This window comes from Micromonospora sp. NPDC049374 (assembly GCF_040677165.1).
In the GTDB taxonomy this organism is placed as follows: Bacteria; Actinomycetota; Actinomycetes; order Mycobacteriales; family Micromonosporaceae; genus Micromonospora.
This window is the reverse complement of sequence record NZ_JBFAQH010000004.1, coordinates 312,751-325,848: the sequence shown is the minus strand read 5'-3', so window position 1 is coordinate 325,848 and position 13,098 is coordinate 312,751. Positions and strand designations below refer to the sequence as shown.

10 protein-coding genes and 1 riboswitch are annotated in these 13,098 nt (G+C 70.7%); of the genes, 5 read left to right on the top strand and 5 right to left on the bottom strand.

The annotated features are described in order from the left end of the window. Positions 1-42: 42 nt before the first annotated feature. Entirely contained in the window at positions 43-1,686 is a 1,644-nt protein-coding gene (locus AB0J93_RS09820; RefSeq protein ID WP_363920049.1) for a DUF6345 domain-containing protein, read from the top strand. A gap of 53 nt (positions 1,687-1,739) precedes the next feature. Here the strand turns inward: AB0J93_RS09820 and AB0J93_RS09815 are convergent, their stop codons facing one another. Beyond that, a complete protein-coding gene (locus tag AB0J93_RS09815) occupies positions 1,740-4,457 on the bottom strand; it encodes a CHAT domain-containing protein (RefSeq protein WP_363920047.1) in 2,718 nt (905 codons plus the stop codon). Between the two features lie 147 nt (positions 4,458-4,604). Here AB0J93_RS09815 and AB0J93_RS09810 point away from each other — a divergent pair, with 147 nt between their 5' ends. Further along, positions 4,605-6,023, top strand: coding sequence for a S8/S53 family peptidase (locus tag AB0J93_RS09810; protein WP_363920045.1), 1,419 nt, complete (start codon positions 4,605-4,607; stop codon positions 6,021-6,023). A gap of 40 nt (positions 6,024-6,063) precedes the next feature. On the opposite strand, the gene AB0J93_RS09805 is transcribed toward AB0J93_RS09810, so the two are convergent. Both AB0J93_RS09805 and AB0J93_RS09800 read right to left on the bottom strand, forming a co-directional pair. After that, positions 6,064-6,588 carry a hypothetical protein gene (locus AB0J93_RS09805; protein ID WP_363920043.1) on the bottom strand — a complete coding sequence of 175 codons (525 nt, stop codon included), beginning with the start codon at positions 6,586-6,588 and terminating at the stop codon, positions 6,064-6,066. Positions 6,589-6,632: 44 nt separating this feature from the next. Next, entirely contained in the window at positions 6,633-7,214 is a 582-nt protein-coding gene (locus tag AB0J93_RS09800) for a sigma-70 family RNA polymerase sigma factor (RefSeq protein ID WP_363920041.1), read from the bottom strand. A 394-nt stretch (positions 7,215-7,608) separates the two neighbouring features. On the opposite strand from AB0J93_RS09800, the gene AB0J93_RS09795 reads away from it, so the two are divergent. The 3 genes from AB0J93_RS09795 to metE all read left to right on the top strand — a co-directional run bounded on the left by AB0J93_RS09795 (position 7,609) and on the right by metE (position 11,526). Next, the gene (locus AB0J93_RS09795; protein WP_363920039.1) at positions 7,609-8,082 is read left to right on the top strand and encodes a hypothetical protein; all 474 of its coding nucleotides are present in this window, start codon (positions 7,609-7,611) and stop codon (positions 8,080-8,082) included. A 45-nt stretch (positions 8,083-8,127) separates the two neighbouring features. Then, positions 8,128-8,862 (top strand): alpha/beta hydrolase, encoded by a 735-nt coding sequence (locus AB0J93_RS09790; RefSeq protein ID WP_363920037.1) that lies wholly within the window; start codon positions 8,128-8,130, stop codon positions 8,860-8,862. Positions 8,863-8,964: 102 nt separating this feature from the next. Continuing rightward, positions 8,965-9,176: riboswitch (cobalamin riboswitch) on the top strand. Positions 9,177-9,288: 112 nt separating this feature from the next. Next, positions 9,289-11,526, top strand: a complete 2,238-nt coding sequence (gene metE, locus AB0J93_RS09785; RefSeq protein WP_363920035.1) for a 5-methyltetrahydropteroyltriglutamate--homocysteine S-methyltransferase — start codon at positions 9,289-9,291, stop codon at positions 11,524-11,526. A gap of 395 nt (positions 11,527-11,921) precedes the next feature. Here the strand turns inward: metE and AB0J93_RS09780 are convergent, their stop codons facing one another. Both AB0J93_RS09780 and AB0J93_RS09775 read right to left on the bottom strand, forming a co-directional pair. Then, positions 11,922-12,524: a glyoxalase gene (locus AB0J93_RS09780; RefSeq protein ID WP_363920033.1), complete on the bottom strand. Its 603-nt coding sequence runs from the start codon at positions 12,522-12,524 to the stop codon at positions 11,922-11,924. Positions 12,525-12,631: 107 nt separating this feature from the next. After that, positions 12,632-12,988, bottom strand: a complete 357-nt coding sequence (locus AB0J93_RS09775) for a VOC family protein (protein ID WP_363920031.1) — start codon at positions 12,986-12,988, stop codon at positions 12,632-12,634. Positions 12,989-13,098: the final 110 nt, after the last annotated feature.

Here is a 13,098-nt window from a genome sequence, read left to right as displayed (position 1 = left end):
CTTGTGGCGCGGTTCGCGCGCCTCGTCGAACGGGAGGTTTCCATGTCACATCAACGTTCTCGCAGCCGGTGGTGGCGGCTCGGCCTTGGCTTGGCCGTCGCCGGCACGACCGGAGCCGCAACCCTCGCTGCGTCTGGTGGCCCGGTCGCCGCCGCGACCGCTGAGCTGCCGACCTACCAGGTCCGTGCCGCGGGCCTCAGTGAAGCCCAGGCCGCCGCGCTGGGAAAGGCGTTCGGCATCGAACGGCTTTCCCGCTCCCAGGACGGCAGCGTGCGGTTCGCGGACGAGCAGGGCTTCCTCGACATCCCGTCGATCACGGTCGGCGAGACGGGTAAGGACGAGGATGGCAACCCGACGGTCGGCAGCGTGCTGGACGAGGCGGCCTTGGCTCGCCTGCGTCCGATCGACGCCGACAAGGCGCTGAGCCTGACCCGCGAGGCGCTGACCCGCGCCGGCCTGTACCCCGAGCAGGCCCGGCCCACCGTCGGTCACACCACCCTGGAAATGGTCGACTCCAAGGGCGAGCAGACGGTCTCGGCGGCGCTGGACACCACGGTGTCGTTCTCGTTCGACCTGAACGGGCTTCCGTACGAGGGTCCGGGCGCGAAGATCAGGGTCGGCTTCGGCCCTGAGGGCGCGGTCACCCAACTGTCCTACAGCACGCGCGTCCTGGCGCGGGGCGAGCCGGTGCGGGTCCTCGACAGCGAAGCCGGCCGGGAACGGTGCGCCAAGGCCCTGCGTGGTGCCGTACGGATCCAGCAGGCCGACTACGCCTACGCGGCACCCGCCCTCGACGCGAAGCTGGACCGTATCGAGCCGAGCTTCCGCTGCTCGGGTGTCAACGCCGACGGCTCACCGGCGCAGATCACCTTCGTCCCGGCGGCCGTGGACGCCGAATTGCCCGAGGTCACTCCGTCACCGGTGCCGCCGCGGCGGCCGGCGGCGGCGCTCGCGGCACCGCGTGTCCAGGCCTACGGTGTCGTCGATGTGGGCAGCGAGGGCACCGGCCCTTGCTCCGGTCTGCCGTGGACCGGCAACAACCTCGCCTCGTTCAACGGCCAGTTCACCTCCCGGGGCATCCCGGTCGAGTTCAGCTGGTTGAATGCCAACGCCTGGGAGCAGGACTTCAAGGACCCGGCGTACGGCGGTGACGACAGCAACTGGACCGATCACGTCGACATGACCTACTGGCAGGGGCACGGGTCGCCCACCGGGTTCAGCTTCGCCGGGTGCAGCAGCAACGACGACACGTTCCTGGCGAACACCGAGGCCCGCTGGGGCAACGGAGACGTCGAGTGGATGAGCCTCTTCACCTGCCTGGTGCTCGCCAAAGAATCCGGCGGGAAGCGGTGGTGGCAGCGCTGGGGTGGCGCCTTCGACGGCCTGCACCAGATCAACAGCTTCCACACCGTGTCGTACCACAGTGCCAGCCACGGCGGAACGTTCGCCAACTACATGCTGCGTACGCCGTTCCTCTGGTGGAACAAGCCGATGCCGGTACGTAAGGCATGGGCGCAGGCCTCCATCGACGACCAGCCCGCGTCGGTGGTGTGGGCCACCATGGGTCCGGTCGGGCCGGGCGGTCTGGTCAACTTCGACGACTACTTCTGGGGCAAGGGCAGCGTCGGCCCGGACGTGCCCGCGTCGTCGTTGACCGGCTGGTGGTACATCTCCGGCACCTCCTGACATCACTGACCCGCCGGGGGCCGTGGGTAGTGCCCGGCCCCCGGCGCGGTCGCTCAGGCAGCCCCGTAGGCGGTCAGACCGCACCAGGTGACGAAATCGGCCGGGGAGGCCGGCGGCTCGGCGGCCCGTACGGCCCACAACGCGCAGGCAAGCGATTCGCCGCGCACGATCCGGTCGTGCAGCCGGGGCATCAGCGCCAGCGACGTGCCGTCGGGCAGCGGTACGCCGGACGCGATCACCCCGGCCGCACCGCCCGCCATCAGCGCGCTGACGAAGCCCAGCACCTCGTCGCCCTCGTAGTCGCGCTCGACTCCGGAGTCACAGGCGGCCAACACCACCCGGTGCGGGGCGACGGCGCGGCTGTGCAACTCGTACACGGTGAGCGGACCGTCGCTGAGCTCGAGCGCCGAGAAGAGCGGGCTGTCCGAGCGCAGGTGGCCGTGGCAGGCCAGATGCGCGAGGTCGGCCTGTCGGAGTGCGGCGACGACGCCCTCGACGGTGCTCTTCGGTGGCAGCAGCGTCGCCGCTCCGGGGTGACGGGCTTCGAGGGCCTGAACCTCGGCCACGGCGCCGGTCAGATTGGGCCCGGCCACCAGCGCGACCCGGTGGCCCGGTCGCCGGGACCGGGCCGCCCGCCGGCTGCGCGCCCACATGGTGGCCGACGGTGCGCCGCACACCGGCCCCTGGTGCAGCGGGGACCAGGGAACCCGCAGCAGCTTCGCGGGCGGGACCACGACCAGCGGTGCCCCCGGCGGCACCCCGAGCGGGGTAACGAGCAGGTCGGCGAGGGTGTCCAGGGACGCCCGGGCGGCCGACAGGGCCTGGTCGGTGTAGCGACCGCCGTGTAGCAGCCGCCGCAGGGCGAAGTGCAGCGCGGCAGTCTCCCGTTGCACAACGGACAGCGGACCGAGCCGGACCCGGCGGGTCCGGCGCGGCCCGACCACGACCGCGACGACCGCGTCGTCCACCGTCGCGAACTCGGCGAGCCATCCGCCGTCGAGCAGATCACGGAGTTGACCTGCGGTGACGATCTCGGCCGACCGCGTCGTCCTCCCGTCGCGGCCCCAGGACCGCCGCCTGATCTGCGCCTCCAGCGCGGCCTGGCGGGCCAGCAGGTTTCGCGGTTGCACGCCACGTTCACGCTGCGCCGCCCGCAGTTCCTGCTCGACCGTGCGCAGCGCGATCACGAGGTCGTCGACGTCGTCGTGGGCAGCGGGTTCCACGGTCAGCAGGGCAGCCGCCCGGGTGCGTTCCAGCCAGTGCAGAATCCGGCTCGGTGGCGCCGTGCGCAGCAGGTGGCGCAGACCGAGGTCGCCGAGTTCCACGCCGTGCCCAGCGGCCAGCACGCGCAGTTCCACCGACGGCAGCGCCGCCCGGTGGCGGGCGAGGTCGGCCAGTCCGGCCCCGCAGTGCCGCAACGCTGCACCTGCGCCGGGCGTCGCCGGGCGAGCCACTGCACCCTGGCCGTAGCTGGTGGCCGAGACCGCGCGGCGTCGAGCGGTCGCGGTGGCACCTCCGCCCTGGGCGGCCTGCTCCGCGGCGTCCGCCAGCAGTGCCAGCGCCAACCGTCCGCGTAGCCGGACCAGCAGCGGCTGCCCGCACGCCAGTGCGCCGGCCGCGGTCAGGTGGCGCTTCGCCCGCCGCTTGTCGTCCGTGGCCAACGCCGCCCGCCCGGCCACCAGATGCGCCTCCACCGCGTTGGCCCGCAGGCCGAAACGATGCAGCGTAGCCGCCGCGCGACCGAGTTGGCGTACCGCCATGGTGGTGAAACCGTCCGCGACGGCGTCCGCCTCCACGGCGGTGACGACGGCGCGCGCCGCCCAGGCCGCACGGCGCTGCCGCCGGAAGTCCCGCACGGCGCTGATCGCGTCTGCGCGGGCCGTGTCGACATCGCCCAGCGCAAGCGCCAGCCGGGCACAGCGCAGCCGCGCCTCCGCGGCCATCAGCCGGGCACCGTGTCGCTCGAGGTCGGTAGCAGCCAGCCGGACAACCGCGGCGGCCTCGTCCAGCAGGCGCAGTTCGGCAAGTGCGTCGGTGTAGTCGAGATAGTGCTCGCCGAGCGGCAGTCCGGCTGCGGTGTAGAGCCGGCCGGCCTCCTCGAACCGGCGCAGACTCTCGGTGAACCTTCCGGCATGGAAGCTGGACCACGCTCGACTGTTCTCGATGACTGCCGACAGCATCGGTCCCAGTTCGCTCGCGAGCGTGGCGGCCCGGTCCAGGTAGGCCAGCGCCGCCTGCGGACGACCGAGCTGGGTCTGCGCGTACGACAGGTTGTTTGCCGCCTTCACCCAGATCGCCGGCGGGCAGGCGGGCTCGGCGAGCACCAGCCGGTACTGACGCGCGGCTGCGAGCACCCGACCGGCGTTGTGGTCCAGGATGGCGAGCTGCATGAGCAGTTCGGGACGCTGGTGCGAGGACACCAGCTTCGCTGCCCGCCGCAGGTCCCGCGCGGCCGCGGCGTACCGGCCGAGTTCCTGCAGCGCCACCGAGCGGGTGAGGAGTACCTCCCCGAGCCGGCGGTGCAGGCCGTTGCGGATGGCCAGCCGGGCCGCCTGATCCAGCAGGCTCTTGGCCGCCTCGTTGTCCAGTACCGCGTGGCGGGTCCAGGCCAGCGCACGCAGACCCGCGACAAGTGCCTCGTCGTTTCCTGCCCGGCGGGCCAGCTCCACGATTTCCCCCGCCGCGGCGGTGTATCTCGCGGGGTCGAGGACGACTCTGGAGTACGCGGCATCCGCCTCTGCCACGAGGTCCGCGCCAAGATCAGCCGTCATCGTGGGACCGCTCGCCGCCGTACGTCAATATTTGCAGTCTATCCACACCCGGCGTCAGGTTATTGCTGGTGGTACCGATCAGCCGTGGCCGACTCTGGCTGCCGTCACGCAGCGGGAATCACCGCGATCTTCGATAGGAGCGTCACCGTGAACATAAAGACCAGGTCCTCTTCGGCGCCGGCCCCGGACGAGTTCCCGGAGCACCGGTCCAGGGAGCAGTTGAAGATCGACGCCGCCCACGTACGCCGCCAGCTGAAGGTCCTGACCGACGACGCGATACAGGGGCGAACCAGCGAGATCATCGGCCAGATGCAGGACCGGCAGGACCGGGCACCGGGGCGGTTCGCCCTGCCGTTCGACAGGTACCCGGTGACCGACCTGGCCGGACGGCCGACCTACGTGCTCGTCGCGCGGGGTCAGCTGGTGGTCGAGATGGATTCGGCCGGGCCGGGAGCCGACCCGCGGCAGGTGCTGCGCAAGTTGGGCTACCGACCGTGGAAGCGGGCCGTGGCGTCGCCGGAGCGGCGTCTCGGGGTATATGAAGGCCGCAAGCGTCCGCAGGAGTTGGCCGGTGACGTCCGGAAGTTGGCCGAGCTGGGCATCACCGCCGCGCCACATCTGGTCGTACCGCTCGGGCACATCATCAAGGGCGACGACTATCCATTCGCCACCGCCGCCCTCGGCGACTTCGTGCCGGACGCCGCCAAGGGCAAGCCGGGCATCCCGGCGGTGCGCGTGGCGGTCATCGACACGGGCATCACCCCGGAGGATCGGACCGACAGCTGGCTGGACGCTGTCGTCCGGCGCGCGGACAACACCGAGTCCCTCGACGTACTGCCGGTCACCGACGGCCGTGCGGGGGACGGCCGGCTCGACTGGTCGGCCGGGCACGGGAGCTTCGCCGCCGGCATCGTGCAGCGGGTGGCGCCCCGGTGTGAGGTGGCGGCATACCGGTTCACCCGCAGCGACGGGCTGGGCACCGACGCAGAGGCCGCCGAGGCGATGCTGCGCGCCGTAAAGGAGGCAGCCGCCGACGGCGTACGACTGATCATCAACGCCTCGATCGGCACGCCCGCCGTCGACGGTGTGCCACCGCTGGCCCTACAGAGCGCGGTGCGGATGATCGCGGACCGGTTCCCGGAGGTCCTGATCGTGGCGAGCGCCGGAAACAACGGCAGCGAGGATCCGATGTATCCGGCGGCCTTCGACGGCGTGGTGGCGGTCGGTGCGCTGACCGAGGACCTGCTACCGGCCCCGTTCTCCAGTCACGGCGACTGGGTCGACTGCTCCTGCGTCGGCCTCGGGGTGGTCGCCACCTTCGTGACCGGCACGCTGCCGCCGGTGCCGGACCCGGCGGTAGCCGACTACTCGTTTCCGGCGAACTCCTGGGCGGTCTGGAGCGGGACGTCGTTTTCCGCCCCGCAGATCAGCGGCATGGTCGCCAGGGCCTGCCTGGACGATCCCGGCCTGACTCCCCGTGACGCGCTGGACGCGTTGCTGGCCGGGCGGCGCACAATTCCCGGTTACGGGCGGGTGCTGCGGGTACTGCCGGGTACGCCGGTCTGAGGACCGCAGGTGCCGGCCGGTGTGACGCCGGCCGGCACAGTCAGTCCAGTCTGACCCAGGCCGTGGTGATCGCGTTCCGTCCCGGGCGACGCCAGGTCAGACGCATCAACCCGGCACCGACCGCCTCCACCACGAACCGTCCCTGGTCGTCGGCGTCCACCTGACGGACGGCGTCGACCTCGGGCTGCCGTACCTCGATCCTGGCCGCCCCCGGCGGTTGCAGTTGGCCGAGCAGCCGACGGTACCGGCCGGACCGGCTGACCTCCACCTCGACCGCCTCCGGCTCACCGGTCTCGGTCGGGCCCCCGAACTCGAAGGTGAGCAGCCGTGGGACGGTTCCCCGCTCGCCGGCGCGTACCGCGGTCCCGACCGCGTCCACCGCCGAGTCGGCCACGAGCGTCGCCAGCTCGGTGTCGACCTGGCGCAGACCGAAGCTCTGCTTGGCCAGCTCCACCGCCACGGCCGGCGGCGGGTCCTCCGCCCGGATCAAATCGCCGAGGGGGGCCAGCAGCCGATCGTCCGCGCCCGGCGCTGGCGTCTCCGGCCCCGCGTGCTCGTCGTCCACGATTCCTCCCTCAGTCCTCGGGTTGCCGTCAACCGCTTTTCCTCCTACGAGTCGCGCAGCGCGTCACTGATACCCTCGGCGTCAAGTAGGCCACGCAGTCTTGCCAGGCACCGCCCCCGGATCGGCCCGAGACTGCCCACCGGCATGTCGAGTGCCGCGGCGACCAACTCGTAGGAGACCCGGTCTCCTGCCGGTTCGATCAGCAGGAGTCGCAGGATCTTCTGGCAGCGGACGTCGAGTCGGCCAAACTCGCGCCACAGCCGTGCGTTCCGGTCCGCGATCAGCGCCGGTTGGTCGGCCGACGAGGACGGTCCGCTGAAGCGGTCCAGTAACCGGTCGTCATCCGTGGGCCGGACACGCTTGTTGCGGCGGAGGATACCCAGGCACTCCCGGCGGCAGGTTGTGCCGAGCCAGCCGGGCAGGCGGGCGGGGTCGTGGATGGTGTCGAGGTGCTCAAGTAGTCGCAGCCAGGTGAGTTGAAACGCGTCAGCGGCGTCGGCCGAACTCAGGCCGAAATGCCGGCAGATGGACCAGAGCAGCGGGCTGAACCGGTCGACGAGGTTGTTCCAGGCGACCTGGTCGCCGGAGGCGGCGAGCCGCAGTTGGTGCGCGACGTCATGCTGCACAGCGGGCACCGGTTGCGGCGAACCCGCCCCGGTCTGCCTCTCTCTCATCCGAAGCCTTCCGACGTGCCGGCCGCGCAGCTGTAGGTGGGCGGGCCGGACCCCGGCCGTGCACACGTCGCGGTGAGAGCTGACCAGACCAGCGGATCCTATCGGATGCAGTGAATGGGGAGGTGCGCGAACCGCGGTAGGGCCGGCGGGCGAGCCGGGCCGCGTACCTGCTGCTATGGACGTTTCTCCTGGTCAACTTGGTGATCCTCCAGGTCATGTTCGCCCATCCGAGCCGGCCGGTGCCCAACACCCTGACCGCGATCGGCCGTTACCGCCCGACGGTCGTACCCTGCGGCTGACCGCGAAGGCGATCGGCTCGACCAGCGCCGGGCTGCGGCAGTTGCCGGTGGGCACCCGGGTCTACGCCGAGGGACCGTACGGGGCCCTCACCACCGCCGGCCGTACCCGGGAGAACGCGCTGCTGATCGCTGGCGGCATCGGCATCACTCCGATCCGGGCGTTGCTGGAGGACCCGGAACTGACGGGAGACGTCGTGGTCCTCTACCGAGCCCGCACACCCGCCGACGCGGTGCTGATCGGCGAGCTGCGCAACCTCGTACAGGCCCGGGGTGCCCGCCTGCACCTGCTGACCGGGCGCACCGCCGACGGCAGCCAGCCGTTCAGTCCGGAGAGCCTGCGCGGCCTGGTTCCCGACATCGCCGAACGGGACGTCTACCTGTGCGGCCCCCCGGCGAAACTGCGTGGCGGACCGCAGCGGCCAGCTGCTAGTTTGCCGGCGGCCGTGCGAGAGACCGAGGAGGTGGTACCCGTGAACGTTTCGACATGGGTGCTCCCCCGCGGGGTCACGGTCGGACGATAGGTCGTCCGGGAGCGCCGTTCGCGAGCACTCCCGAAAGGTACGACCATGCGATTCACTACTGAGCAGCGCCTCGATGGCGACGTCCTCGAACGCGAGTTCGCCCTCGGCGAGATCCCCGGCATCCTGTGGACGCCCGCATCCATATCCGCTCCGGTCCCGCTGATCCTGCTCGGCCACCCGCCGCTCGGACTGCGCAGGATGTATCCCCGGCTGGTGGCGCGGGCCTGCCAGGCCGCGGCGGAGGGCTTCGCCGCAGCTGCGATCGAGCTGCCCGGCAGCGGTGACCGGCCCCGTTGGGCCGCCGTCGAGCAGGCCCGCGTCGGCCTGCGCCGGGCGCTGGAGGCCGGCGAGCCGGTCAGCGATGAGATCATCGACGCCCTCGTTCTCCCGCTCGTCGACAAGGCAGTCCCGGAATCGCAGGCCGCCCTGGACGCCCTCCTGTCGCTGCCCGAGATCGGTGGCCCGGTCGGGTACTCGGGTGGCGTGATCTCCGTCGGCATCCGGCTTGCGGTGGTCGAGCCGCGCATCGTGGCCGCCGGTCTCTTCGCCGGGAGTTTCGTGCCGCGCCTCATGTTCGAGCAGGCCCGGCAGGTCACCATTCCGTTGCACGTGCTGTTGCAGTGGGATGACGAAAGCAATGACCGACAGGCGGCCCTGAATCTGTTCGACGCCTTCGGCTCCAAGGAGAAGACGCTGCACGCCAACATGGGCGGACACACAGGTGTTCCCTGGTACGCAGGGGAGGACGCCGGCCGGTTCTTCGCCCGGCACCTACGTTAGCGGGCCTGAGGCGATCCGGGCGAGGCCGAGCAGAGTCAACTCTGCTCGGTGCCGGCGTCCGTAGGTCGGGCACTCCGGACCCCCGTCCCGCGGCGTGGCCCGTACGATGGCGGTGGTGCTGGTTCGTCCCGTCCGGCTGGGTGGGGCGTCGTAAGAGGGAACCCGGTGTGAATCCGGGGCTGCCCCGCAGCGGTGAGTGGGAACGACCGCCGTCAACAGAGCACTGGACCGTGAGGTCTGGGAAGCGACGGCCAGTAGGCGACCTGGTGTCATGCCCGCGAGTCCGAAGACCTGCCAGTGCTGCGCACGCCGCCGGTGTGCGCCGCCGGCGGCCTCTCGGGAGGGCCAGGGCGGAAGCCGGTACCTGAGGTGTACCCGTCTTCCCCTCCCGTGTCCGCCGGACACTGCGAGGGAAGGACCCCCTTGGTGAGTACCGCATTCGGGCAGAGCACCGTGCTCGGCTATCCACGCATCGGCGCCAACCGTGAATTGAAAAAGGCCGTCGAGGCGTACTGGGCCGGCACCATCGACGCCGAGGCTCTGGCCAACACCGCCGCCGGCCTCCGGGCGCAGGTGTGGCGGACGCTGCGCGATGCCCGTCTGGACGCGATCCCGTCGAACACGTTCTCCTACTACGACCAGATGCTCGACACGGCCGTCGCCGTCGGAGCGGTCCCGACCCGGTTCGCTCGGCTGGGCCTGTCCGCGCTGGACAGCTACTTCGCCATGGCCCGCGGGGTGGATGCCGAGCCGGCGCTGGAGCTGACGAAGTGGTTCGACACCAACTACCACTACCTGGTGCCGGAGATCGCCGCGGACACCGTGTTCACCGCCAACCCGGTGAAAGCGTTGGACGAGTACGTCGAGGCCCGTGACCTGGGTGTCATCACCCGGCCGGTGTTCGTCGGCCCGGCCACGTTCCTGCTGCTGGCCAAGGGGGACGATCCGTTCGCCCGGCTCGACGACCTGGTCGAGACGTACGCCCGGATTCTCGCCGCCCTGGCGGATGTGGGTGTCGGCTGGGTGCAGCTGGACGAGCCGGCCTACGTCACCGACCGCAGCCCGGCCGAGATCGATGCACTGCGTCGCGCCTACACCAGGCTCGGTGAACTCGCACACCGACCGCGGATCTTCGTGGCGACCTACTTCGGTGACCTCGGCGACGCGCTTCCGGCCCTGCTGGACACCCCGGTCGAAGCCGTCGGCCTGGACCTGGTCGCCGGACCGGGCAACCTTCACCGGCTCGCCGCCGCCGGACCGCTGGGCGGCAAGACCATCGTCGCCGGTCTGGTCGACGGCCGTAACGTCTGGCGTACCGACCTGCGGGCGGCCGTGACGGCCGGCGCGACGGTCGCCGGCCTGGCCGATCACGTCGCCGTGTCCTCGTCCTGCTCGCTGCTGCACGTGCCGGTCGACGTGTCCGCCGAGACCCACCTCGACCCCCGGTTGTCCGAGCGGTTGGCGTTCGCCCGGCAGAAGGTCGACGAGATCGTCGTGCTCGGCCGCGCGCTGCGCGACGGCACCACCGCGCTACCCGCGCCCCTGCCGCCCACCCCGGCCGACTGGCGTCACGACGACGTACGCGGTCGGCTGGCCGCCCTGCGCCCCACCGACCGGCAGCGTGGTGAATACCCCACCCGGGCCGCCCGCCAGCAGGAACGACTCAGCCTGCCGGAACTGCCGACCACGACGATCGGGTCGTTCCCGCAGACCGCCGAGCTGCGCAAGGCCCGCGCCGCGCACCGGGCCGGCAGCCTCGACGACGCCGGCTACGCGTCGCGGATGCGCGCGGAGGTGGAGCACGTCATCCGGTTGCAGGAACAGCTGGGCCTGGACGTGCTCGTGCACGGTGAACCGGAACGCAACGACATGGTGCAGTACTTCGGCGAGCAACTCGACGGCTTCGCCGCCACGCAGCATGGCTGGGTGCAGTCCTACGGCTCCCGCTGCGTACGCCCGCCGATCATCTACGGCGACGTGTCCCGCCGGGCACCGATGACCGTGGAATGGTCCACCTACGCGCAGTCGCTGACCAGCAGACCGGTCAAGGGCATGCTCACCGGCCCGGTCACCATCCTGGCCTGGTCGTTCGTCCGCACCGACCAACCCCTCGCGGACACCGCCGACCAGGTCGCGCTCGCCCTACGCGATGAGTGCCGTGACCTGGAGGGCGCCGGGGTCCGGGTCATCCAGGTCGACGAACCGGCGCTACGGGAGACGCTGCCGCTGCGCAGCGCCGACCAGAAGGCGTACCTGGACTGGGCCGTCGGAGCGTTCCGGCTGGCCACCAGCGGTGTCGCCGACGACACCCAGATCCACACCCACCTGTGCTACTCGGAGTTCGGTGAGGTGATCCACGCCATCGACGCCCTCGACGCCGACGTCACAAGCATTGAGGCGTCGCGGTCCAAGATGGAGGTCCTCGACGACCTGGCCGCGATCGGCTACGGCCGGGGCGTCGGCCCCGGGGTGTGGGACATCCACTCACCCCGGGTACCGCCGCGCGGCGAGGTGATCGAGGCGCTGCGCCGGGCCGTCGCGGCCGTGCCGGCCCGCCGGTTGTGGGTGAATCCGGACTGCGGCCTCAAGACGCGCGGCTATCCGGAGGTCGAGGCGTCCCTGCGGCACCTGGTGGCCGCCGCCGCCGAGGTACGCGCCAGCTGACCGTACCGAGCCGGGCGGTACCGACCACGCGGCTCGTGGTCGGTACCGCCCGTCAACACGTTCGGCTCGCCACTCGCCGCGAACACGCCAGCGGTGATCACCATGGTTTCCGCAAGGCAATCCCAGGGCGAGGTAATCGCGGTCTCCAGCAGGTCGATCATGGAACACGGCCGGCCACATCGAGCCTTCGTCCAGCTCGGCCTGGTCGCTGAACCCCAGCGTGGCGTAACGCGTCTTGAACTTCGCCGCCGGCTGGAAGTGGCAGATGATGCGTGAAAACCTCGTAGACGCTGCTGTCGGTGGCACTCATTGAACACATCTTCCTTCGATGGAACGATGAGGACTGCGTCCGGGATGACGAACCCCGATACCTGAATTCGCCATCCCGGCCGCACTCAGGTGGCGCTCCATTCGAAGCCGTCCGGGTCGGTGAAGGTTCCGGCACTGCTGCCGATGGCGAGCCGGTGTGATCCGGTTCCCTCGGGTGAAACGCCGACGTCCTTGGCCGCGGTACGCCGGCTGTACAGTGCCAGCTTGATGTTCGAGGTGGCGAACTCGACGTACCTGCGGCCAAAGCTCTTGGCCACGGGCAGGCCGCGTTCGGCGTAGAACCGTCTGGTGGCGGCGACGTCGGCCACTCCGAGCAGGAGGACGATCTCGTCGATGTGTCGGCTGGTCGGTCCGGTGTTCTTCTTCGTCGAGGTCGCGATCTTCCAGATCGTGCCGTACGGGTCACGCAGTACGCCGCCGTAGCCCCAGAAACCCTTCGCGGCCGGTTTCAACTCTGTCGCTCCGGCGCCCAGAGCGGTGCCGAAGAAGCTGTCCACCGTGCTTGGCTGGGATACCACGAGCGACATGGCGAAGCCGCGGAAGCCGGTTGTGGGAGCCTGCGAGGCGCGTACGCGCAGCCGTTCGCCCAGATCGAACGCCACGGTGTAGAAGTGGCGGGCGGCGGCGGGGTCGGTCACTTCGAATGTGACCGAGTCGATGGAGGCCATGGCTGAGGTCCTTCCGTGGGTGCGGATTGCGGCCGAGACGCCGCGAAGCGGCCGTGTCACCGGCACAGATTCGTCGGGTGGTTCCGACAGTGGTCGGGGTGACGCTGTCACCGGTCTTGGATCAGCCCCAGCACATTGCCGTCGGGGTCGGTCACGGCAGCTACGAGGCGACCGCCGCCGACGTCGTGTGCGGGCTCGGTCAGCGTGGCGCCGGCGGCGCAAAGCTCGGTCAATTTCGCCTCGATGTCGGTCACGTGCCAGTAGGCCACGGGGGCGGTCATGCGCTGCGGTCCACCGCCCGGCACGAGCCCGATGTGCTGGCCGGAGGCATTGAATCCGACGTAGTAGGACGAGTCGTCCGTGGGCGGGATACCGAGTAGGGCGGCATACACCGTTTTGGCCCTGGTCAGATCCGACACTGGATGCAGCACGGTTCTGATTCCCTGGGTGGTGAGGCGGGTCATGGTGACTCCTTCAGTTCGTCGGCCGCAGGCGCGGTCGGTGGGTGTTTCCCAGCATGGTCCCGGGCGCGTCGGGTCGGATCCGTGCTGACCACGGAGCCGGCCACGGAACC

Bases quoted from the DNA above. Each gene is read 5' to 3' on its own strand.
- AB0J93_RS09820 (WP_363920049.1), top strand. From the start codon at position 43: ATGTCACATCAACGTTCTCGCAGCCGGTGGTGGCGGCTCGGCCTTGGC.
- AB0J93_RS09815 (WP_363920047.1), bottom strand. From the start codon at position 4,457: ATGACGGCTGATCTTGGCGCGGACCTCGTGGCAGAGGCGGATGCCGCG.
- AB0J93_RS09790 (WP_363920037.1), top strand. From the start codon at position 8,128: ATGCGATTCACTACTGAGCAGCGCCTCGATGGCGACGTCCTCGAACGC.
- AB0J93_RS09780 (WP_363920033.1), bottom strand. From the start codon at position 12,524: ATGGCCTCCATCGACTCGGTCACATTCGAAGTGACCGACCCCGCCGCC.
- AB0J93_RS09775 (WP_363920031.1), bottom strand. From the start codon at position 12,988: ATGACCCGCCTCACCACCCAGGGAATCAGAACCGTGCTGCATCCAGTG.